The organism is Serratia sp. DFXYC6 (assembly GCF_057196085.1).
In genome coordinates, this window is the sequence record NZ_JBXUNV010000001.1 from 2297258 (window position 1) to 2320043 (window position 22786).

Here is a 22786-nt window from a genome sequence, read left to right on the forward strand (position 1 = left end):
CAGGTTTCGGTTATTCAAAGTGGGGATAGTTACTATTTTATCATCTTCGCCATCGTCCCGCCGCACTGTAACGTGCGCAAAAAAACGGGCCAATTGTGACTGAATCGTGGCAATAGCGTTACCTGCTTCAAACTTTGGTGAACTGCTCCCCGCCGACAAAAGCCGATCCCTTGACGCCCCGATCATTTGCTCTAGAGTGTAAATTCGTGGCTGGTGGTCTTTTAACCACCCCTTGTCCACCCTGCTACCCGCCCACGGCGGGTGCGAATTCAGTTATTCATCTCACTTAAAATAGCGTTGCGAGGGATGTAAAAGCATGGAGACGGGTACTGTTAAATGGTTTAACAACGCCAAAGGCTTTGGCTTCATCTGCCCAGCCGGCGGTGGCGAAGATATTTTCGCGCATTATTCCACCATCAAGATGGATGGTTACAGAACGTTGAAGGCAGGCCAGCAGGTCAGCTTCGACGTGCATCAAGGGCCAAAAGGGAACCATGCCAGTCTGATTGTGCCGGTGGAAAGCGAGGCGCTGTCCTGAACGCCTCCAGCAGCGTCGCGCTGCATTGACCCTGACTGCGATAAAAATGCCAGCCGCCGTGTGACTGGCATTTTTTATGCCTTTTACTTACTCGCGCGCCAGCGCATCGATCGGATTCAGCCGCGCGGCATTGCGCGCCGGCAGATAGCCAAACACCACGCCGATACCGGTGGAACAGAGGAACGCGCTCAGCAACGCCGCCGGCGGGAAGCTGATCTGCCAGCCCGGCAATACCAACTGCACCGCCAGGCCGATGGCGAACGACAGCGTAATCCCCAGCGCGCCCCCCACCAGGCAGACCAACACCGCCTCGATCAAGAACTGCTGCAACACGTCGCCGGAACGGGCGCCCACCGCCATGCGGATGCCGATCTCGCGCGTGCGCTCGGTCACCGACACCAGCATGATGTTCATCACGCCGATGCCGCCGACCACCAGCGAAATCACCGCCACCAGCGTCAGGAACAGCTGCAGCGTGCGGGTGGTTTTCTCCGCGGTTTGCACCAGGCTGTCCATGTTATAGGTGAAAAAGTCCTTCTTGCCGTGGCGCAGCGTCAACAGGCGCGACAGTTGCTGCTCCGCTTCCTTGCTGTCGTAACCGTCGCGGATGCGCACGGTGATCGAATCGAAATAGCTGTTGCCCATCAGCCGGTTGGCCATGGTGCTGTACGGCACCCACACGTTCAGCGTCTTGCTGCTGCCGAACATCGACTGCTTCTCCTTGGCCACGCCGACCACCGTCGCCGGCATGTTGCCCACCAGGATCACTTCCCCCACCACGTTCTTCTGGTGCGGGAACAGCCGCCGTTGGGTATTGGCGTCAATCACCACCGTCTGCGCCTGCGACTGTACCTGCATCGGATCGATGCCGACGCCCTGGGTAAAGCTCATGCCGTACACGCGGAAGAACTGCTCGCTGACGCCGTTGACGTTGGCCGCCGCATCAACGTTGCCCAAACGCAGCCGCATGCTGCTGCTGATGCTCGGCGACAGCGCACTGATGTAAGGCTGTTCGCGCAGCGCGTCGAGATCGCCGTATTTCAACGATTGCCGGTAGGTCGGATCGTCGTCGCCGAAATCCTTGCCGGGATAGATATCGACAGTATTGGTGCCGATGGATTTGATGTCCGCCAACACCATCTGCTTGGCGGCGTCGCCGATCACCAGGATCGACACCACCGAGGCGATGCCGATAATGATGCCGAGCATGGTCAGCGCGGTGCGCATCTTGTTGGCCGCCATCGCGCGCCAGGCCATGATCAGCGCCTCGCGGAAACGGCCGCCCATCTGCCGCCAGGAAGGCGCCACGGCGGCCAGCGCCAGCGGCTTGGCCTGGGCATCCTCCGACGGCGTCGGGCGCGAATCGGAGATGATTTCGCCGTCGCGGATCTCGATGATCCGTTCAGCCTGGCGCGCCACCACCGGATCGTGAGTCACCAGGATCACCGTGTGCCCCTGGGCGCACAACTGTTTAAGGATCGCCATCACCTCTTCGCCGGAATGGCTGTCGAGCGCGCCGGTCGGCTCATCCGCCAGGATCACCTGCCCGCCGTTCATCAACGCGCGGGCGATACTGACGCGCTGCTGCTGGCCGCCGGAAAGCTGGCTCGGCCGATAGTTGACTCGCTCCCCCAGCCCCAGACGGCGCAACAGCGCTTCCGCCCGTTCGCGCCGCGCCGCTTTGCCCAGCCCGGCATACACCGCCGGCACCTCGACGTTGTGCGCCGCGCTCAGGTGCGGCAGCAGATGATAGCGTTGAAAGATAAAGCCGAAATGCTCGCGCCGCAGCTGCGCCAACGCATCGTCGCTCAGCATCGCCACATCTTGCCCGGCTACCCGATACACGCCGGCGCTCGGCTTGTCCAGGCAGCCGAGAATGTTCATCAGCGTCGATTTGCCGGAGCCGGAAGCCCCCATGATCGCCACCATTTCACCGGTGTCGATGCTCAGACTGATCCCCTTCAGCACCTCCACCGTCTGCTCGCCGGAACGGTAGCTGCGGCGAATGCCGTTCAGCTGCAACAGCGCCGCCATCAGCCGGCCTCCACGCCGCCGCGGCTGACGATCACCTCATCGCCCGCCTCGAGCCCGCTGAGGATCTGCACATCGATATTGTTGCGCAGGCCGATGGCCACCTCACGCTTCTCTTCCTTGCCCTGTTTCAGCACCGAAACGTGGTAGCGATTGTCGGCGATCTGATCGCCCAGCGCCGCCAGCGGGATCACCAGCGCCTGCTGGACGCCGGCCAACTGAATGTGCACCTGCGCCGTCATTTGCAAGCGCAGCAGCCTTTCCGGGTTGGGCACTTCGAAACGCGCGTAATAGAAGATGGCGTTGTTGACCTTTTCCGGCGTCGGCTGAATGTCTTTCAGCACGCCGTCGAAGCGCCGGGTCGGATCGCCCAGCACCGTGAACCAGGCCTTCTGACCCGGCTTGAGGTTAATGACGTCGGCCTCCGAGACCTGCGCCTTCACCAGCATGGTGCCGAGATCCGCCAGCGTCAGAATGTTCGGCGCCTGCTGCGCCGCGATCACCGTCTGGCCCTGCAGCGTGGTGATCTGCACCACGTCGCCATCCATCGGCGCTTCGATGCGGGTGTAGGCCAGGTTGATCTTGGCGGTGTCCAGGCTGGCCTGATTCCGCGCGATCTGCGCATTGATGGTGCCCACCTGCGCCTTCTTCACCGCCAGCTGCGTCGCCGCCTGATCCAAATCCTGACGCGACACCGCCTGCAGCCTGGCCAGCGCCTGGTTGCGCTGCAGCGTGACCGCCGCCAGCTGCTGTTCCGCCTGCGCCTGCAGCAGCTGCGCATGCAGTTCGCGCAGCGTCGCCTCGCCTTCGCGGATGCTGTTCTGCGCCTGTTGCGGATCGATAACCCCCAGCAACTGGCCTTTTTTCACCTTGTCGCCGATCTCGACATACAGTTTTTCCAACTGCCCGCTGACCTGCGCGCCGACGTCAACCTTGCGCACGGCGTCCAGCTGGCCGGTCGCCAACACGTTCTGCTGCAGATCGCGCTGGGTGACCTTCACCGTTTTGAAATCGGTCGGCGCCGGATGGCGAAAGTGCCAAACGGCCGCCGCGGCAAGCGCCGCAATCACCGCCAGTGCGAGTATCCAGCGGCGTTTATGTCCTTTAAACCCTGTCAAAATTGACCTGCCTGTGCTTGTGAATATCGACCGCCCATTGCGGCGGCGGAGCTAAATTAGCATGCAACGTAGGGAATAACTAAACCTTAGCTCAACACAATGTGGAGACACGCCTGGTTACAGTTCAGCATTGAACTCCCGTTTAGTGAAACCTTGATGAAATACCGCCATTCAACACAGCCAAGGATTTCATCATGTCACAGCTCAGCTACCCACTCGCCTCCCCCCGGCCGCTTAACGGCTGGCAACTGATGACGGCGTTGATCAATGGCGAAAAGGCGCCAAGCAACGCCTGGAAAAAAACCTCGTTTCGCCTGAAGTTTCTCGGCCGTTCGCTGCTCAACTGGCGCACCACCAGCGGCCTGCTCAGCACCCTGGCCAGCAACCCGCTGCTGGAAGAGATCCTGAACGCGCAGCCGAACCTGCCGTGCAAGCTGCATCGCCCCTACCTGGCGGCCAACATGAGCAAGATCGAATGCTTGTTCGCCCTGCGCGATCATTACGATCTCATCGTGCAGCGCATGCCGCTGAAGATGCGTCTCGGCCACCTCGGCCCACAGCCTTTCGTGCTGGCCCGCGCGATGGGCAAAAACGAAGCGCCGATCTCGCTGGAACTGGCGGCGATCGACAAACTGAATAAGGAAGGGGAAGCCACGCTGCTGCTGCGCAACGCCAACGGCGTGATGCTGGCGGAAATCACCTTTGCGCTGATGCATTATCAGCAGCAGCCGACGCTGTTCATCGGCGGCCTGCAGGGCGCGAACCATGAGGTGCCGCACGCCGAGATCCAGCACACCACCAAGGAGTGTCACGGTCTGTTCCCTAAACGTCTGGTGCTGGAAGGCGTTTGCACGCTGGCTCGGCATCTCGGCATCCGCCGGATCGTAGCCGTCGGCAATGCCACCCATATCTATCAAAACTGGCGTTACCAGAGTAAGAAGAAGGATCAACTGCACGCCGATTACGATCAGTTCTGGCTGTCGATGGGCGCCAAACCGCTCGACAGCGGCTATTTCCTGCTGCCCGAGCGCATCGCCCGCAAGCCGATCGAAGAGATTGCCAGCAAGAAGCGCGCCGAGTATCGCCGCCGCTATCAGTTGCTGGACGAACTGGAACAGGGATTGACGGCGCATTTCTGCGCCCGATAACGCCCGGCGGGCCGTCAGTCCGCCCGGCCGCGCGCCAGCCAGATTACCCGTGAGAACATTTTCTTCAGCAGCGGCGGCACCGAGTCCGTGCCCCATTCGCCGGCCTGCATCGCGACCTCAATCGCCAGATCCGGCTTCGACGAGTGGTGAACCGCTTTCAGGATCACCTTGCGCACCGGCATCTGCGCGTTGAGCGGCACCGACGCCATTCGGTGATAAACCGGGCCGAACCCTTCGCGGAACATGAAGTGCTCCATGTCCGGCGCCGGCAGCGCGGTCAGCCGATCGCGTTCGTTGTCTTCATGATTGTCCAGCAGACTGCGCACGGTATTGGCGTACTTTTTGCCCGCCTCGTCGCCGTCCACCAGCGCATGCCACTCGATACCCATACGGCGGGCGAAGCGCAGCAGAGGCTTCAGGCCGCACTGGGCGAATTCGATGACCCTCACCCCTTCCGCCTCGAAATGGTAGCCGCACTGGCGCGCCAGCTCGTTCAGCAGCCACACTTCGGTCTCGCCTTCCACCAGCAGCCAGCAGCGGGCGAACAGCGACGACGGCCGGTTGAAACGGATGTGAAACGCGATGCGCCGCCCGTCTTCGGCGCTCAGCCCGCGCGGCCCGAGACGGTAGGTCGCAACCCGCCCCGACTCGCGCACCAGCCGGCAGACGTGCTCCACCGGCACCAGCGACACCAGTTCGCTGGAGTTGGTGGTGGTGATGCGCTGCAGCGGCAGCTGATTGAGCAGCCCCCAGGCCACCGACAGCATGATCGGATGCAGGCGAGTTTCCGGGTCCTCCACCAGCAGCAACGGCCGGGCATGGGGATCCAGCTTGACGTCGCCCTTGGCCTGCAGCAGGGTGGAAAACATCCCCAGCAGGATCAGGCGCATGCTGCGGCTGTTCGGCTCGGCCACCATGCGGTTGATGCCGTCCAGCGCGCGCCAGGCGTCCTGCTCCGGTTCACCGCCGCGGCGGCGCGGCCGCGTCACCTGTGAACTCTGCTCGGCGAAATAGTGCTCCAGCAGCTGCTGCATCGCCGCCAGCCCCTGACGCAGCTCACCGTTGGTCAACTTCTGCGGATTGCGCACCAGCTCGCGCGTCAGCTGATCCAACTGCTGCGCCAGCGCCTGGGTATCGGGTTTGCGTTCATCGCCGAGGCTGCTGGGGCGCAGGCGACGAATAAAGCGCGCGTCGCGCAGGCGCAATACCGGATGGATGCGGATAATGGCGTGGGCCAGTTGTTCGATATGGTGCAGTTGAAAGGCGTTGCCGTCGGCGTCGAGAAAACCACGCCAGGTGCACACCGTGCCGTCGTCGGCCAGCTCGCCCTCGCAGCGGTAATGAATGCGGCTCAAGCCATCTTCGCCCTTGACCCACAGCGGCGTCAGGTGGCGATAGCGCGGCAGGTGCGCGTGGCCGATGTCTTTTTCGCAGAAGGTGAACACCACCTGCAGGTGGCGCTCTTTGGCCGCCTCCTCCCCGGGAGGGAAATGGAAGTCGTGCGCTTCAAACCGATACAGCTTCTGCTCCGGCGCCAGCAGCAGCGTCAGCGCATCCAACAGGCTGGATTTACCCCAGGCGTTTTCGCCGAGCAACAGCGTGTTGTCGTCCAGCATCAGCGACAGCCGGTTAATGCCGCGAAAACCTACAATTTCGATACGCTCCAAGAACATCCGCCGCCTCCCGTGCGCGCCGTCGCCTCTTCAATGAGGTGACCTTCACAGAGCATGGTCAAAAAACCCCTTGCAGGTCAAGCGGCCAACGTCAAATCTGCCGCTTTACTCCGGCCGGGCTTTTGGTTAGCGTGTGCTCCTCGCCGCCGTTCGGCGCGCTTCAAAACTCAAGGACACTCGTTGCACCATGTACTCAGGACTGTTGATTATTCTGTTACCGCTGATTGTCGGTTACCTCATTCCCTTACGCCATCGCCCGCTGCTGGTGCTGATCAACCGGCTGCTGAGCTGGATGGTGTATGTGATCCTGTTTTTCATGGGCATCAGCCTGGCGTTTATGGAGAATCTCAGCAGCAATCTGATGCTGATCTTCCAGTACAGCGCAGTGTTTTTCTTCTGCATTCTCTGCGCCAACCTGCTGTTGCTGGCGCTGCTGGAGCGGCGCATGCCGTGGCGCAGCAGCCATAAACAGGAAAAGCTGCCTTCGCGCGTGCACATGGCGCTGGAGTCGCTCAAGCTGTGCGGCGTGGTGCTCGGCGGCTTCCTGCTCGGCCTGACGCAGTGGCAATGGCTGCAGTTCGCCCATAAAGGCAGCGAATATGCGCTGATCTTCCTGCTGTTGCTGGTCGGCATTCAGCTGCGCAACAGCGGCATGACGCTGCGCCAGATCGTGCTCAACCGCCGCGGCACGCTGGTGGCATTGGTGGTGACCGTCGCGTCGCTGGCCGGCGGCGCGCTGGCGGCGCAGCTGCTGGGGTTGCCGGTCAAGGCCGGGCTGGCGATGGCCTCCGGCTTCGGCTGGTACTCGCTGTCCGGCATTCTGATCACCGACGCCTACGGCCCGGTGATGGGCAGCGCCGCGTTCTTCAACGATCTGGCGCGCGAGCTGGTGGCGATCATGCTGATCCCGACGCTGGTGCGCCGCAGCCGCTCCACCGCCCTCGGCCTGTGCGGCGCCACCTCGATGGACTTCACCCTGCCGGTGCTGCAGCGCAGCGGCGGGCTGGACATGGTGCCGCCCGCCATCGTGCACGGCTTCCTGCTGAGCCTGCTGGCGCCGGTGCTGATCGCCCTGTTCTCCTGATCCTTTCCCCCTGGGGGCCGCCTGGCCCCCAAAGCGTAATCATTCCCATCCGCACCGCAAAATTGCGCTAAATCAAACTTGCCCGCAGTAGTCGCACAAAAGCCTTTTGCAACCCCGATCGCCGATCTATGCTTTTAAACAAGCATTATAAATGCAACTTTAAAAATAAAAGGAAGCGACTATGTTCTGTGTGCAATGTGAACAAACCATTCGTACCCCGGCAGGCAACGGCTGCGCGTATGCTCAGGGCATGTGCGGCAAAACGGCGGAAACCTCCGATCTGCAGGATCTGCTGGTGGCGGCGCTGCAGGGCCTCTCCGCCTGGGCGCTGCAGGCGCGTTCGCTGGGCATCGTCGACCACGAAATCGACAGCTTCGCCCCGCGCGCCTTCTTCTCCACCCTGACCAACGTCAACTTCGATTCCCAGCGCATCATCGGCTACGCGCGGGAAACCCTGCTGCTGCGCGACTCGCTGGCCGCCCGTTGCCGGCTGCTGGACGCCGGCGTGCGCGTCAATCACCCGATGGCGGCGCTGCAGCTGGCCGGCGACGATATGCCTGCGCTGCTGCAACAGGCGGCGCAGTTTGCCCTCGACAGCGACAAGGCCGAGATCGGCGACGACGTACACGGTTTGCGCCTGCTGTGTCTGTATGGCCTGAAAGGCGCGGCGGCCTATATGGAACACGCGCACGTGCTCGGCCAGTTCGACGAACAGCTCTATGCCGACTACCACGCTTTCATGGCCTGGCTCGGCACCCGGCCGCGCGACGTCGATACCCTGCTGAACAACGCCATGGGCATCGGCAAGATGAACTTCAACGTGATGGCGATCCTCGATCGCGGTGAAACCCAGGCCTACGGCGATCCGCAGCCCAGCGCGGTCAACGTGCGCCCGGTGGCCGGGAAAGCCATTCTGATTTCCGGCCACGATCTCAAAGATCTGCGCATGCTGCTCGAGCAAACCGAAGGGCAAAACGTCAATGTCTACACCCACGGTGAAATGCTGCCGGCGCACGGCTATCCGGAACTGAAAAAATTCAAGCACCTGGTGGGCAACTACGGCAGCGGCTGGCAAAACCAGCAGACGGAATTCGCAAAATTCCCCGGCCCGATCGTGATGACCTCCAACTGCATCATCGATCCTAACGTCGGCAACTACGGCGATCGTATCTGGACCCGCAGCATCGTCGGCTGGCCGGGCGTCAACCATCTGGAAGGCGACGACTTCGGCGCCGTGATCCGCCAGGCACAGGGAATGAACGGCTTCCCTTACACCGAGATCGAACACCTGATCACCGTTGGCTTCGGCCGCCAGACATTGCTTAACGCCGCCGACACGGTCATCGACCTGGTGTCGCAGAAAAAACTGCGCCACGTCTTCCTGGTCGGCGGCTGCGACGGCAGCCGCGACGAGCGCAGCTACTTCACCGACTTCGCCCGCAGCGTGCCGCAAGACTGCCTGATCATGACGCTGGCCTGCGGCAAGTACCGTTTCAACAAGCTGGACTTCGGCACGCTGGAGGGGCTGCCGCGCCTGCTGGACGTCGGCCAGTGCAACGACGCCTACTCCGCCATCATGCTGGCGGTCAAGCTGGCGGATACGCTCGGCTGCAGCGTTAACGAGCTGCCGCTCAGTCTGGTGCTGTCGTGGTTTGAACAGAAGGCGATCGTCATTCTGCTGACGCTGCTGTCGCTGGGGGTGAAAAACATCGTCACCGGCCCGACCGCGCCGGGCTTCCTGACCGACAACCTGATGGCGATCCTCAACGAGAAATTCGGCCTGCGCCCGATCACTACCGTCGAGCAGGATATCGCAGCGCTGCTCGCCTGATGCCGTTACGTTATGGGGCCGCCTGCGCCGGCCCCTTTGCTTTTTGAGGTGCCCCGATGACTCAACCCACTCCGCTTTGCCCGAACCGCATGCAGGTGCATTCCATCCAGCGTGAAACCGCCGACGTCTGGACGCTGAACCTGATCTGCGACGTTTTCTACCCTTACCAGGCCGGCCAGTTCGCGCTGGTCAGCATTCGCAACAGCGAGGAGACGCTGCGCGCCTATACGCTCTCCTCTTCGCCCGGCCAGAGCCGCTTTCTCAGCATCAGCGTGCGCTGCCTGCCGGACGGCGTCGGATCGCGCTGGCTGACGCAAGAGGTCAAGCCCGGCAACACGCTGTGGCTGTCCGACGCGCAGGGCGAATTCAGCTGCGAGCGCCACCCGGCCGATCGTTATCTGATGCTGGCCGCCGGCTGCGGCGTGACGCCGATCGTCTCGATGTGCCGCTGGCTGACCGCCAACCGTCCGGCCTGCGATATCGCCGCGATCGTTAACGTGCGCACCCCCGCAGACACGATTTTCGCCGATCAATGGCGCGCGCTGTGTGCCGCCCATCCGCAGCTGCGCCTGACGCTGATGGCCGAGCGGGATCTGCAGCCCGGCTACCTCAGCGGCCGCATCGATGAACAGACGCTGCGGCAGGCGGCGCCGGATATCGCCGAACGCACGGTGATGACCTGCGGCCCCGCGCCCTACATGGATCAGGTGGAGCAGCTTTGTCGCCGGCTCGGCGTGCCGGCCGAGCGTTTCCATAAGGAGCAGTTCCACACGCCGACGGCGCAGGCCGACGCCACCGAAGGGCTGACGCTGCGCGCCGCCCGCCCGCTGCGCGAATTCCGCGTGCCGGTCGGCAGCACCCTACTGGCGGCGATGGAGGCCCATGCCCTGCCGGTCAACGCCGCCTGCCGCGCCGGGGTGTGCGGTTCGTGCAAAACCCGCATCCTCGAGGGCGACTACACCACCACCAGCGCCATGACGCTGAGCGCGGAAGAAATCGCGCAGGGCTACGTGCTGGCCTGCAGTTGCCAACTGCAGGGCGATGTCACGCTGGCGTAATCCCTGGCCCCATCGCCGCGATGGGGCATTTATCGGCAAGCTCCCCGCGGCCAGCCCGGTTACACTTTTCCCCGTCCTACGCTCTTTACCCTTCCTGACCGCATCTCGTCCACAGCCGGTAAGCTATGCTTGCAGTTGTTCTGCTGCCACTCACCGGATCGAGTCCACATCGTTTTTCAAACCTTGTTTGGGGGAACCATGAAGCAAACCGTAGCCACACTGATCGCCAAAACGCTGGATCAAGCCGGCGTAAAACGCATTTGGGGCGTGACCGGCGATTCGCTCAACGGCCTTAGCGACAGCCTGCACCGCATGGGCACCATCGAATGGCTGGGCACCCGCCATGAAGAGGTGGCCGCCTTCGCCGCCGGCGCCGAAGCCCAGCTTACCGGCCAGTTGGCGGTGTGCGCCGGTTCCTGCGGCCCCGGCAACCTGCACCTGATCAACGGCCTGTTCGACTGCCACCGCAACCATGTGCCGGTGCTGGCGATCGCCGCGCATATCCCTTCCAGCGAAATCGGCAGCGGCTACTTCCAGGAAACCCATCCGCAGGAGCTGTTCCGCGAATGCAGCCACTATTGCGAGCTGGTCTCCAACCCGGAACAGCTGCCGCGCGTGCTGGAGATCGCCATGCGCAAGGCGATCCTCAATCGCGGCGTGTCGGTGGTCGTCTTGCCGGGCGACGTGGCACTGCGCATGGCGCCGGAAGACGCGGCCGTGACCTGGCATACCCCGGCGCTGCCGCTGGTGCAGCCGCCGATGAGCGAGCTGAACAAGCTGGCGGAAACGCTGAACAAAGCGAAGAACATCACCCTGATGTGCGGTAGCGGCTGCGCCGGCGCGCACGATGAAGTGGTTAAGCTGGCCGAGCTGCTGCAGGCGCCGGTGGTGCACGCGCTGCGCGGCAAAGAACATATCGAATGGGATAATCCGTACAGCGTCGGCATGACCGGGCTAATCGGCTTCTCCTCCGGCTACCACGCGATGATGAACGCCGACACGCTGGTGCTGCTCGGCACCCAGTTCCCCTATCGCGCGTTCTACCCCACCAACGCCAACATCATTCAGATCGACATCAACCCCGGCAGCATCGGCGCGCACTGCCCGGTCAACATGGCGCTGGTGGGCGATATCCACACCACCCTCACCGCCCTGCTGCCGCAGCTGGAGCCGAAGCGCGACCGGGCGTTCCTCGACAAGGCGCTGGAGCATTACCGCAACGCGCGCAAGGATCTCGACGGGCTGGCGACCGCCGGCGACGACCAACCGCTCCACCCGCAGTATCTGGCGCAGCAGCTCAGCCACTATGCCAGCGACGACGCCATCTTCACCTGCGACGTCGGCACGCCGACAGTGTGGGCCGCCCGCTACGTGAAAATGAACGGCAAGCGTCGCCTGCTCGGTTCGTTCAACCACGGTTCGATGGCCAACGCCATGCCGCAGGCGATCGGCGCTCAGGCCACCGCGCCGGATAAACAGGTGATCGCCATGTGCGGCGACGGCGGCTTCACCATGCTGATGGGGGATTTCCTGTCGCTGGCGCAGCTCAAGCTGCCGGTGAAAATCGTGGTGTTCAACAACAGCGTGCTGGGATTCGTGGCGATGGAGATGAAGGCCGGCGGCTACCTGACCGACGGCACCGACCTGCATAATCCGGACTTCGCGGCGATCGCCAACGCCGCCGGCATCAAGGGCATCCGCGTGGAAAAAGCCTCCGATCTGGACGGCGCGCTGCAGGAGATGTTGGCGCATCCCGGCCCGGCGCTGCTGGACGTGGTCACCGCCAAGCAAGAGCTGGCGATGCCGCCGCAGATCAAGTTCGAACAGGCGAAAGGCTTCAGCCTGTACATGCTGCGCGCCATCATCAACGGCCGCGGCGACGAAGTGGTTGAACTGGCGAAAACCAACTGGCTGCGTTAAGCAAGCTGCCCCGGTAAAATAAAGGGTATATGATGCCATGTACCCTTTTCCTCTCCCTTACATTCCAGGAACCCTATGCTTATCGATCTACGCAGCGACACCGTTACCCGCCCCAGCGCCGCCATGCGCCAGGCGATGGCTCAGGCAGAAGTCGGCGACGACGTCTACGGCGATGACCCGACGGTCAACGCGCTGGAGGCCGAGGCGGTGCATCTGTCGGGCAAAGAAGCGGCGCTGTTTCTGCCCAGCGGCACCCAAGCCAACCTGGTGGCGCTGCTGAGCCACTGCCAGCGCGGCGATGAATATCTGGTCGGCCAGCAGGCGCACAACTACAAATACGAAGCCGGCGGCGCAGCGGTGCTGGGCAGCATCCAGCCGCAGCCGATCGAGGCCGACGCCGACGGCACGCTGCCGCTGGACAAGCTCGCCGCCGCCATCAAACCCGACGATATCCACTTCGCCCGCACCCGGCTGTTGAGCCTGGAAAACACCATCAGCGGCCGAGTCCTGCCGCAGGCCTACCTGCAGCAGGCGTGGCAGTTTACCCGCGAGCGCCAGCTGGCGCTGCATATCGACGGCGCACGCATCTTCAACGCCGCCGTGGCGCTGAACCTGCCGCTGAAAGAGATCGTGCAATACTGCGACACCTTCACCATTTGCCTGTCGAAAGGGTTGGGCGCGCCGGTCGGATCGCTGCTGTGCGGCAGCGAGGCCTTCATTCAGCGTGCGCTGCGCTGGCGCAAGATGACCGGCGGCGGGCTGCGTCAGGCCGGCATCCTGGCGGCGGCCGGCCTCTACGCGCTGGAGCATAACGTTGCGCGGCTGCGCGAAGACCATGACAACGCGGCCTGGCTGGAGCAACAGCTGCGGCAGATCGGCGTGGAGATCGCCGCTCCCGGCGCGCAGACCAACGTGTTGTACCTGCGCCAACCGCCGGCGCTGGCGGCCAAATTCGGTCCGTGGATGCGCGAACGCGGCGTGCTGATCAGCAGCGGCCCGCTGACACGCATTCTGACCCACCTCGACGTCAGCCGTCAGGATCTGCAGCGGGTGGTCGAACTGTGGCGGGAGTTTCTTCAGCAGCACGCCTGATCGCTTGGGGCGCAGGCCGCGCCCCGCAATCAGAAAATCCAGCGGCCGTAAACCCAGTACCACAGCCCCAGCACCGCCGCCAGGTTGAGCGCGACGCTGAGGATGAACCAGATTTTAAACGGCTGTTTCTGGGTTTTGTGGCGAAACAGCTGCTGCGCCAGCAATGCACCCAACCACCCGCCCAGCGCGCCGAACAGCAACAGCGTCGCCTCCGGCACCCGTCGCCACCCTTTGCGCGCAGCCAGCTTATCGCCGCCGTAGATCAGAAACGTCAGCAGATTGGCCGACAGCAGCCACATCCACACCGGAAGCGGCGAGAACAGGCTGGCGATCAGCGCCAGGCCCAGCAAGGCGTAACAAATCACATTGAGCTTCATGACATCCGGTCTTCGTTCGATAAGGGGCGCGTAGTGTGAACCTGCGCCGCGGCGGATGCAACCGGCTTATACCCATACAAAAAGTGCATTTAAACCCTGAATTTGGCATCCTGTCGTTCTGCGACTCTTTCACCGCACAAGGCGGCCCGATGATACCCCAACGCGTACTGGTTCTTGGAGCCAGCGGCTATATAGGCCAGAACCTGATCCCGCACCTGATCGAACAGGGGCACCAGATTACCGCCGCCGCGCGGCGCATCGAGTGGCTGCAGGAGCAGAACTGGCCGCAGGTCAACTGCCTGTATGTCGATCTGTACCGCCCGGACACCCTGAGCGCGGCGCTGTGGGAAATAGATACGCTGTACTATCTGGTGCACGCGATGGGCGACGGCGACGACTTTATCGAGAAGGAACGCCGGGCGGCGGAAAACCTGCGCGACGCGCTGCGCAATGCCTGCGTCAAGCAGGTGATCTTTCTCGGCGCGCTGCAGCCGAACGACGACAGTTCGCCACACCTGGCGGCCCGCCGCCTGACCGGCGAGATCTTGCGCCAGAGCGGCGTGCCGGTGACCGAGCTGCGCGCCGGCATCATCGTCGGCCCCGGCTCGGCGGCGTTCGAAGTGATGCGCGACATGGTCTATAACCTGCCGGTGCTGACGCCGCCGCGCTGGGTGCGCTCGAAGTCGTCGCCGGTGGCGCTGGAGAACCTGCTGGTTTACCTGGCCGATCTGCTGGCGCACCCGGTACAGGAACACCGCATCTTCGATGTCGCCGGACCGGAATACCTCAGCTATCAGGACATGTTCCAACGCTTTATCGCCATCAGCGGCAAACGGCGCTGGCTAATCCCGATCCCCTTGCCGACGCGGCTGATTTCAGTGTGGTTCATCAGCCTGATCACCTCGGTGCCGACGCCGATCGCGCGCGCGCTGATCCAGGGCCTGAAGCACGATCTGCCCGCCGACGGCCGGCCGCTGCAGGCCCTGATCCCGCAACGTCTGCACACCTTCGATCAGGCGGTCACCGCCACGCTGCAGCGCGAGCTGGAGGTGGTCGATTCCGCCGACTGGGGCTACGATCCGGCGGCGCGGGCCCGCTGGCGCCCCGGCTACGGCTATTACCCGAAACAGGCGGGGTGTTCGCTCGACACCGCCGCCTCCAGCCAGGCGCTGTGGCAAACGGTGCAGCAGTTGGGGGGCGAGGAAGGCTATTTCTACGCCAATATCCTGTGGCGGATCCGCGCCCGCATGGACGACATGATCGGCAACGGCGTGGTCTATGGCCGCCCGGCGCGCGCGGCCCTGGCACTGGGTGACGAGATCGACGGCTGGAAAGTGATTACCCTGAAGCCGCTGCGGCAGCTGGCGCTGCTGTTCGGCATGAAGGCGCCCGGCCTGGGGCGGCTGAGCTTCACCATCACCGATCGCGGCGATCGCCGCACGCTGGACGTGCGCGCCTGGTGGCACCCGGCCGGCTTCAGCGGGCTGCTGTATTGGTTCGCCATGATGCCCGCGCATCTGTTTATTTTTCGCGGCATGGCGAAGCGCATCGCCGAGCTTGCCGAGAACCTGGACCGCCAACAGCGCTGAACGGCGCTCATTTGTCGATCAACCGCACAGTTTGCCGCTGTGCTTCGGGGCTTTCCGATTGCATAGCGCACGAAATCACGGAAGAATGGCATCTTATTTGCTGGGAGCGCCGCAAGCGCCCGCCGGTATTCCGATTTTGGGTGAGAATAGAGTCCGTTATGAAGGTATTGGTCACCGGTGCCACCAGTGGGTTAGGCCGTAACGCCGTTGAATATCTGCGCCGTCAGGGCATCAAAGTGCGCGCCACCGGCCGCAACCAGGCGATGGGCGGCCTGCTGGAAAAAATGGGCGCGGAGTTCATTCATGCCGATCTCACCAATCTGATCTCTTCGCAGGCCAAGGCGATGCTGGCGGATGTCGACGTGCTGTGGCACTGCTCCAGCTTTACCTCGCCCTGGGGCACCGAAGAAGCCTTCGAGCTGGCCAACGTGCGCGCCACTCGCCGCCTTGGTGAATGGGCGGCGGCCTATGGCGTGGCGCAGTTCATTCACATCTCTTCCCCGGCGATCTATTTCGATTACCACCATCACCGCAACGTAACCGAAGACTTCCGCCCGCAGCGCTACGCCAATGAGTTCGCGCGCAGCAAGGCCGCCGGCGAACAGGTGATCCAGCAGTTGGCGCTGTCCAATCCGCAGACCCATTTCACCATTCTGCGCCCGCAGGGATTGTTCGGGCCGCACGACAAGGTGATGCTGCCGCGGCTGCTGCAGATGATCAAACGCTACGGCAACCTGCTGCTGCCGCGCGGCGGCGCGGCGATGGTGGACATGACTTACCTGGAGAATGCGGTGCACGCCATGTGGCTGGCGACGCTAAAAGAAGACACGCCGTCCGGCCGCGCCTACAACATCACCAACCAGCAGCCGCGCCCGCTTCGCACCGTGGTGCAGCAGCTGATCGACGATCTGGGCATGAAGTGCCGCATCCGCTCCGTCCCCTACCCGATGCTCGACATGATGGCGCGCGGCATGGAGCGCCTGGGCAGCAAAAGTGAAAAGGAGCCGGTGTTGACCCACTACGGCGTCGCCAAACTCAACTTCGACCTCACGCTCGATACCACCCGCGCGCAGCAAGAGCTGGGCTATCAGCCGATCGTCTCGCTGGAAGAAGGCATCGCGCGCACCGCCCGCTGGCTGAAAGATCACGGCAAACTGCACGGCCTGTAATCAACGCCACGCGCCGTACTTCACCAGCAGCGCATCGATAATCGCCTCACTCTCTGCATCCGGCTCACCGCGAACATCGTCGGGCCGGAAATGCATCTGAAACGCCGCCAGCACATTGCGCTGCTGCCGCGCATCCCATGACGAATCAACCGCGTAGCCATAACGCGCCAGCTTTTCGAGCAGCGGCGCCAGCGGCACCGGCGCCTGTCTGTCGCGCCCCGCCAGCAGTCGCTGCACGTCTGCCTCGTCCGGCCAGGCGCCGATGCCGGCCTGCGCCAGTTGCCGCCAGGGGAACAGCGGGCCGGGATCCTGTTTGCGCTGCGGCGCGATGTCGCTGTGCCCCACCACGTCCTGCGGCTGGATGCCATAGCGTTGGATGATGTCGCGGCTCAGCGGGATCAGCACGGCGATCTGCTCCGCCGTGTAGGGCTGCCAGTGGGTGAACAGCATGCTGCGGGTGAACCCCTTGTTGACGATTTCGATGCCGATCGAGGTGTCGTTGAGGTTGCTGCGGCCGCGCCAGACGCTGGCGCCGGCATGCCAGGCGCGCATCGCTTCCGGCACCAGCCGGTACACCGTCGGTTTGCCGTGTTCACGCTGCGGATGCGCCGGCAACAGATAGTGCGCGCTGACGTGTTCATCGGTCAGCGTTTTCAGCGATGAATGGAAATCTTCCGCCGTGTAGTGCATCACCAGAAAGCGAATGCGCCGATCGGCGCCCTGCGCCTGATGCAAGGTTTCGAGCTGGTAAGCGCCGCGATCGACGAGCGTGTCCTGCTGCGAATTTTGGCATCCCGCCAACAGCGCGGCGGCGATGATCCCTGGCCAAATTTTCACTTATCCTCCCTGTGGTTTGGTGATTTGATCTAACGTTAACGTTAAGCAATAGTCGCCACGGAAGCCACCCGCCGACAAAGTAAAAACGCCCCGGCGTGAGCCAGGGCGTTAAGGCATGGGATTAGCGGCTGACTTTCACCGCGGTGCCGCTGACGGTCACCATCAGCATGCTGCCGTCTTTGCCAACGGTTTCATAATCGATATCAATGCCGACCACCGCGTTGGCGCCCAGCTCTTTCGCCTGATCTTCCAGTTCTTCGAACGCGATCAGGCGCGCCTTGCGCAGCTCTTTCTCGTAAGCGCCCGAACGGCCGCCGACGATATCGCGCACGCCGGCGAAGAAATCACGAAAAATGTTGGCGCCGAGAATCGCTTCGCCGGTGACGACGCCGCAGTATTCGGTGATGGTAAACCCTTCCAGGGTCGGGGTAGTTGAAAGCTGCATCAGAACTCCTTGTTTGATTAATTCAACGTATCTATGACCAGAAGATTGACATTATGTTCGCTTAATCAATGGCACGCAGTACGAATGCAAGGCCAAAAAACGCATTTATACTGTAAGCTATCGGTCTTCATGGTAGAGACTTTCACATAAGGTAATAAGATGAAAACAAAAACGATTGCGGCTGTTTTACCCTTAGCGCTGTTGCTGAGTGCCTGTACCACGGTGGAACCGGCATACAAGGATATCGGCACCCGCAGCGGCAGCTGTGTGGAAGGCGGCCCGGATACGGTCGCGCAAAAGTTCTATGACCTGCGCATCCAGCAGGGCGCCGGCCTGCCGGACAGCAACCGCCTGGCGCAGCTGCAGCCTTATCTGAGCAAAGTGCTGTATCAGGATCTGGTCAGCACCGCTCAAAACCCGGGCAAGCATCAGATTACCGGCGATCTGTTCTCCGGCAATGCGCAGGGGCCAAGCAGCGCATCCGTCGCCAGCGCCTCGACCATTCCCAACACCGATGCGAAGAACATCCCGCTGCGCGTTGACCTGAGCTACCAGAAAGACGCCAACAGCACCGTGAACTGGCAGGACGAAGTGCTAATGGTGCGCGAAGGCACCTGCTGGGTGGTTGATGATATTCGCTACCTGAATGTTCCAGCGCACGCCACCAACGGCAGCGTACGCCAGGTGCTGGAAAACCAGTAACCCGCTTCCCCCGGCCGACGCGGGCTGGCCGCGTCGGTCATCCCGCCGCCCGTCTACCGCTCGAATTTCGTCCAATAGAAAAAATTTCGCTACCGATCTCACAGCCTGCGCCACAAATCCCCTCCCTCGGCTTGAGTCGCGGTATCTTGTGCTAATCTTTTACTGTCCCGCCGCACACTCATAAATTTTAACGCACAAAGATTGCATAAGTATTCTGTGGAAGTTAACATTTGCGGCATCAATGTCTATTCAATTCTGGCGCATGAGTATTCAACTTAACGGTATCAATTGCTATTACGGCGCTCACCAGGCGCTGTTTGACATCACGCTGGAATGTCCAGCCGGGGAAACCCTGGTGCTGCTTGGCCCAAGCGGCGCCGGGAAAAGTTCATTGCTGCGGGTGCTGAACCTGCTGGAAATGCCGCGTTCGGGCCAACTGCAGATCGCCGGCAACCAATTCGACTTCAGGCAGGCGCCGGGCGAGAAAGCCATTCGCGAACTGCGCCAAAACGTCGGCATGGTGTTCCAGCAATACAACCTGTGGCCTCACCTCACCGTGGTTCAGAACCTGATCGAGGCACCTTGCCGCGTGCTGGGTCTGACCAAGGCTCAGGCGATGGAGCGCGCCGACAAGCTGCTCAAGCGTCTGCGCCTGACCGACTTCGCCGATCGCTTCCCGCTGCACCTTTCCGGTGGCCAGCAGCAGCGCGTGGCGATCGCCCGCGCCCTGATGATGGAGCCGCAGGTGTTGCTGTTCGATGAACCGACCGCAGCGCTGGATCCGGAAATCACCGCCCAGATCGTCAGCATCATTCGCGAACTGGCCGGCACCGGCATCACGCAGGTGATCGTCACCCACGAAGTGGAAGTGGCGCGCAAAACCGCCAGCCGCGTGGTGTACATGGAAAACGGCCACGTAGTGGAGCAAGGCGACAGCAGCCACTTCACGCAGCCGCGGACCACCGAGTTTGCCAACTACTTATCACACTAACAATTAACTTGCTGTAATTTGGGGAGTTTGCGATGAAAAAACTAATAATCGCCGCCGTTCTGGCCGGCATCAGCGTTTCCGCCTCCGCAGCCGAAACCATCCGTTTCGCTACCGAAGCCTCCTATCCTCCGTTTGAATTTATTGACGCCGGCAACAAGATTCAGGGTTTTGATGTCGATCTGGCCAACGCGCTGTGCAAAGAAATGCAGGCCGAATGTACCTTCACCAACCAGGCGTTCGACAGCCTGATCCCGAGCCTGAAGTTCAAGCGTTTCGATGCGGTGATGGCGGGTATGGACATTACGCCGGAGCGTGAGAAGCAGGTGCTGTTCACCAAGCCTTACTACGATAACTCGGCGCTGTTCATCGCGCAGAAAGGCAAAATCGCCGACGTGGCGGCGCTGAAAGGCAAGAAAGTCGGCGTGCAAAACGGCACCACCCACCAGAAATACCTGACCGACAAGCACCCGGAAATCACCACCGTGCCTTACGACAGCTACCAGAACGCCATTTTGGATCTGAAGAACGGCCGCGTTGATGCGGTGTTCGGCGATACCGCGGTGGTCAACGAGTGGCTGAAGCAGAATGACGCGCTGGCGGCAGTGGGCGCCAAAGTGACCGACAAAGACTACTTCGGTACCGGCCTTGGCATCGCGGTGCGCCAGAAGAACACCGATCTGCAGGGCAAGTTCAACGCCGCTCTGGACAAGATCAAGCAGGATGGGACCTATGAAACCATCTACAAAAAATGGTTCCAGCAGTAATACGCCCAAATGAATGAATTACAACCTTTAGCAAGCGCCGCCGGCATGACCGTCGGCCTTGCCGTTTGCGCCCTGATCCTCGGGCTGATTCTGGCGATGCTGTTCGCCGTATGGGAATCGTCCCGCTGGAAAGTGGTCAGCTGGCTCGGCACCGCATGGGTGACCGTGTTGCGCGGCCTGCCGGAAATCCTGGTGGTGCTGTTTATCTATTTCGGCTCGTCGCAGCTGCTGCTGATGCTCTCCGACGGCTTTACCCTCAACCTCGGTCTGTTCCAGCTGCCGATTCAGTTGGCGATCGACAATTTCGAAGTCAGCCCGTTCCTGTGCGGGGTGATCGCTCTGGCCCTGCTCTATTCCGCCTACGCCTCGCAGACGCTGCGCGGCGCGCTCAAAGCGGTGCCGCAGGGGCAGTGGGAATCCGGCCAGGCGCTTGGACTGAGTAAGGCGGCGATCTTCTTTCGCCTGATCATGCCGCAGATGTGGCGCCACGCCCTGCCCGGCCTCGGCAATCAGTGGCTGGTGCTGTTGAAAGACACCGCGCTGGTGTCGCTGATCAGCGTGAACGATCTGATGCTGCAAACCAAGAGCATCGCCACCCGCACCCAGGAGCCTTTTACCTGGTATGTGATCGCCGCGGCCATCTACCTGCTGGTGACGCTGTTCAGCCAATACGTCATCAAACGCATTGAGCTGCGCGCCACGCGCTTTGAGCGGGGGCCGGCCTGATGATTGAATATTTGCCGGAGATCCTCAAAGGGTTGCACACCAGCCTGACGCTGACCGTCGCCGCGCTGATCGTCGCGCTGGTGCTGTCGCTGCTGCTGACGGTGATCCTGACGTTGAAAACGCCGATCCTGACGCCGTTGGTCAAGGTTTATGTGACGCTGTTCACCGGCACGCCGCTGCTGGTGCAGATCTTCCTGATCTACTACGGCCCCGGCCAGTTCCCGGCGATCCGCGACTACCCTTGGCTGTGGAACCTGCTGTCGCAGCCCTGGCTGTGTGCGATGATAGCGCTGGCGCTGAACAGCGCGGCCTACACCACGCAGTTGTTCTACGGCGCGGTGCGCGCCATTCCCGCCGGGCAGTGGCAATCGTGCGAAGCGCTTGGCATGTCGCGCCGGCAGACGCTGCGCATTCTGCTGCCGTTCGCCTTCAAGCGCGCGCTGTCGTCTTACTCCAACGAAGTGGTGCTGGTGTTCAAAAGCACCTCGCTGGCCTATACCATCACGCTGATGGAAGTGATGGGCTACAGCCAGCTGATGTACGGCCGCACCTACGACGTGATGGTGTTCGGCGCCGCCGGCCTGGTGTACCTGTGCGTCAACGGCCTGCTGACGCTGCTGATGCGTCTGGTGGAGCGCCGCGCGCTGGCGTTTGAACGCCGCAACTGAGGCCGCCGCCCCCATGAGCCCCGCCATTGTGCGGGGCTTTTTTTACCCCTCAAGGCAATACTTAATCATTTATATTGCATTTTAATTCACTCAATGGCAGGGTTAACAACAGGCATTCGCGCAAAAACCTCTGGCGATTACCAGTAAAAACAAACGATAGCGAATAATCACTTTCAGGATCCAGACAGGAGCTCTACGCATGAAAAAACTGCTGCTTGCCGCGACGATGTTGGCCGGGATGACCTTTAACGCCACCGCGGCCGAAACCATCCGCTTCGCCGCCTCCGCCACCTACCCACCGTTCGAATCGCTCGACGCCAACAACCAGATCGTCGGCTTCGATATCGATCTGGCCAACGCGCTGTGCAAGCAGATGCAGGCGCAGTGCACCTTCACCAACCAGGCGTTCGACAGCCTGATCGCCGCGCTGAAATTCAAGAAATACGATGCGGTGATTTCCGGCATGGATATCACGCCGGAGCGCAGCAAACAGGTCGCTTTCACCCAGCCTTACTACGCCAACTCGGCGATCGTGATCGCGCAAAAAGGCAAGTTCAGCTCGCTGGCGGATCTGAAAGGCAAAAAGCTCGGCATGGAAAACGGCACCACCCACCAGAAATACATGCAGGACAAGCATCCGGAGATTAACACCGTTTCTTACGACAGCTACCAGAACGCCATTCTGGAGCTGAAAAACGGCCGCATCGACGGCGTGTTCGGCGACACCGCCGTGGTGAACGAATGGCTGAAAACCAACCCGCAGCTGGCGCCGGTGGGCGAGCACATCACCGATGCGCAATACTTCGGCACCGGTCTCGGCATCGCGGTGCGCCCAGACAACCAGGCGCTGCTGGCCAAGCTGAACGCCGCGCTGGACGCCATCAAGGCCGACGGCACCTACAAAGCCATCAACGACAAGTGGTTCCCACAGTAAGTCCGCGTGTGGAGTCGCCCTCCTTCGGCGGCTCCATCTAATTGCCACCCCATCCGGTTAGTGCTAAATTTGATACTGAATTTAGCATCAA

General features: G+C 62.0%; 21 protein-coding genes. 15 read left to right on the forward strand and 6 right to left on the reverse strand.

Annotation, left to right across the window (positions count from 1 at the left end):
* The first annotated feature begins 316 nt into the window (after positions 1-316).
* Positions 317-538, forward strand: a complete 222-nt coding sequence (cspD, locus tag AC2CGQ_RS11280) for a cold shock-like protein CspD (RefSeq protein WP_004928349.1) — start codon at positions 317-319, stop codon at positions 536-538.
* Between the two features lie 87 nt (positions 539-625).
* Here the strand turns inward: cspD and macB are convergent, their stop codons facing one another.
* Positions 626-2572, reverse strand: a complete 1947-nt coding sequence (macB, locus tag AC2CGQ_RS11285) for a macrolide ABC transporter ATP-binding protein/permease MacB (protein WP_484593669.1) — start codon at positions 2570-2572, stop codon at positions 626-628.
* On the reverse strand, positions 2572-3687 hold the full coding sequence (macA, locus tag AC2CGQ_RS11290) for a macrolide transporter subunit MacA (protein WP_031299864.1): 1116 nt from the start codon (positions 3685-3687) through the stop codon (positions 2572-2574). Before macA ends, macB begins: the two co-directional genes overlap by 1 nt.
* A 194-nt stretch (positions 3688-3881) precedes the next feature.
* Here macA and AC2CGQ_RS11295 point away from each other — a divergent pair, with 194 nt between their 5' ends.
* The gene (locus AC2CGQ_RS11295) at positions 3882-4835 is read left to right on the forward strand and encodes a VirK/YbjX family protein (protein WP_049241121.1); all 954 of its coding nucleotides are present in this window, start codon (positions 3882-3884) and stop codon (positions 4833-4835) included.
* Positions 4836-4849: 14 nt separating this feature from the next.
* Here AC2CGQ_RS11295 and AC2CGQ_RS11300 read toward each other — a convergent pair whose 3' ends face one another.
* Positions 4850-6508 carry an ATP-dependent endonuclease gene (locus tag AC2CGQ_RS11300; RefSeq protein ID WP_004928362.1) on the reverse strand — a complete coding sequence of 553 codons (1659 nt, stop codon included), beginning with the start codon at positions 6506-6508 and terminating at the stop codon, positions 4850-4852.
* A gap of 187 nt (positions 6509-6695) precedes the next feature.
* Here AC2CGQ_RS11300 and AC2CGQ_RS11305 point away from each other — a divergent pair, with 187 nt between their 5' ends.
* The 5 genes from AC2CGQ_RS11305 to ltaE all read left to right on the forward strand — a co-directional run bounded on the left by AC2CGQ_RS11305 (position 6696) and on the right by ltaE (position 13493).
* Positions 6696-7592 (forward strand): LysO family transporter, encoded by an 897-nt coding sequence (locus AC2CGQ_RS11305; RefSeq protein WP_031299866.1) that lies wholly within the window; start codon positions 6696-6698, stop codon positions 7590-7592.
* A 181-nt stretch (positions 7593-7773) separates the two neighbouring features.
* A complete protein-coding gene (gene hcp / locus AC2CGQ_RS11310) occupies positions 7774-9423 on the forward strand; it encodes a hydroxylamine reductase (protein ID WP_484593670.1) in 1650 nt (549 codons plus the stop codon).
* A 56-nt stretch (positions 9424-9479) separates the two neighbouring features.
* On the forward strand, positions 9480-10481 hold the full coding sequence (gene hcr, locus AC2CGQ_RS11315; protein ID WP_166444995.1) for an NADH oxidoreductase: 1002 nt from the start codon (positions 9480-9482) through the stop codon (positions 10479-10481).
* Positions 10482-10679: 198 nt separating this feature from the next.
* Positions 10680-12401 carry a ubiquinone-dependent pyruvate dehydrogenase gene (gene poxB / locus AC2CGQ_RS11320; protein ID WP_484593671.1) on the forward strand — a complete coding sequence of 574 codons (1722 nt, stop codon included), beginning with the start codon at positions 10680-10682 and terminating at the stop codon, positions 12399-12401.
* Between the two features lie 75 nt (positions 12402-12476).
* Positions 12477-13493 carry a low-specificity L-threonine aldolase gene (gene ltaE / locus AC2CGQ_RS11325; protein WP_414945860.1) on the forward strand — a complete coding sequence of 339 codons (1017 nt, stop codon included), beginning with the start codon at positions 12477-12479 and terminating at the stop codon, positions 13491-13493.
* Between the two features lie 29 nt (positions 13494-13522).
* Here ltaE and AC2CGQ_RS11330 read toward each other — a convergent pair whose 3' ends face one another.
* Entirely contained in the window at positions 13523-13870 is a 348-nt protein-coding gene (locus tag AC2CGQ_RS11330) for a DUF1294 domain-containing protein (protein WP_484593672.1), read from the reverse strand.
* Positions 13871-14019: 149 nt separating this feature from the next.
* On the opposite strand from AC2CGQ_RS11330, the gene AC2CGQ_RS11335 reads away from it, so the two are divergent.
* Both AC2CGQ_RS11335 and AC2CGQ_RS11340 read left to right on the forward strand, forming a co-directional pair.
* Complete coding sequence (locus AC2CGQ_RS11335; protein WP_099982703.1) at positions 14020-15459, forward strand: DUF2867 domain-containing protein; 1440 nt, start codon at positions 14020-14022, stop codon at positions 15457-15459.
* Between the two features lie 158 nt (positions 15460-15617).
* Positions 15618-16628, forward strand: coding sequence for an NAD-dependent epimerase/dehydratase family protein (locus tag AC2CGQ_RS11340; RefSeq protein WP_004928393.1), 1011 nt, complete (start codon positions 15618-15620; stop codon positions 16626-16628).
* On the opposite strand, the gene AC2CGQ_RS11345 is transcribed toward AC2CGQ_RS11340, so the two are convergent.
* Positions 16629-17465 (reverse strand): N-acetylmuramoyl-L-alanine amidase, encoded by an 837-nt coding sequence (locus AC2CGQ_RS11345; RefSeq protein ID WP_484593673.1) that lies wholly within the window; start codon positions 17463-17465, stop codon positions 16629-16631. It abuts the gene before it with no gap.
* Between the two features lie 121 nt (positions 17466-17586).
* Positions 17587-17910, reverse strand: coding sequence for a heavy metal-binding domain-containing protein (locus AC2CGQ_RS11350; protein WP_004928400.1), 324 nt, complete (start codon positions 17908-17910; stop codon positions 17587-17589).
* A 159-nt stretch (positions 17911-18069) separates the two neighbouring features.
* On the opposite strand from AC2CGQ_RS11350, the gene AC2CGQ_RS11355 reads away from it, so the two are divergent.
* The 6 genes from AC2CGQ_RS11355 (at position 18070) to artJ (AC2CGQ_RS11380) (ending at position 22695) form a co-directional block, all read left to right on the forward strand.
* Positions 18070-18612: a lipoprotein gene (locus tag AC2CGQ_RS11355; protein WP_015377301.1), complete on the forward strand. Its 543-nt coding sequence runs from the start codon at positions 18070-18072 to the stop codon at positions 18610-18612.
* A 262-nt stretch (positions 18613-18874) separates the two neighbouring features.
* Positions 18875-19603 (forward strand): arginine ABC transporter ATP-binding protein ArtP, encoded by a 729-nt coding sequence (artP, locus tag AC2CGQ_RS11360; RefSeq protein WP_004928406.1) that lies wholly within the window; start codon positions 18875-18877, stop codon positions 19601-19603.
* A 32-nt stretch (positions 19604-19635) separates the two neighbouring features.
* Complete coding sequence (gene artJ / locus AC2CGQ_RS11365; protein WP_004928409.1) at positions 19636-20367, forward strand: arginine ABC transporter substrate-binding protein; 732 nt, start codon at positions 19636-19638, stop codon at positions 20365-20367.
* Positions 20368-20376: 9 nt separating this feature from the next.
* Complete coding sequence (gene artQ / locus AC2CGQ_RS11370) at positions 20377-21093, forward strand: arginine ABC transporter permease ArtQ (protein WP_325962063.1); 717 nt, start codon at positions 20377-20379, stop codon at positions 21091-21093.
* Positions 21093-21761: an arginine ABC transporter permease ArtM gene (gene artM / locus AC2CGQ_RS11375; protein ID WP_004928418.1), complete on the forward strand. Its 669-nt coding sequence runs from the start codon at positions 21093-21095 to the stop codon at positions 21759-21761. Before artQ ends, artM begins: the two co-directional genes overlap by 1 nt.
* 199 nt (positions 21762-21960) lie before the next feature.
* Entirely contained in the window at positions 21961-22695 is a 735-nt protein-coding gene (gene artJ, locus AC2CGQ_RS11380) for an arginine ABC transporter substrate-binding protein (protein WP_015377297.1), read from the forward strand.
* Positions 22696-22786: the final 91 nt, after the last annotated feature.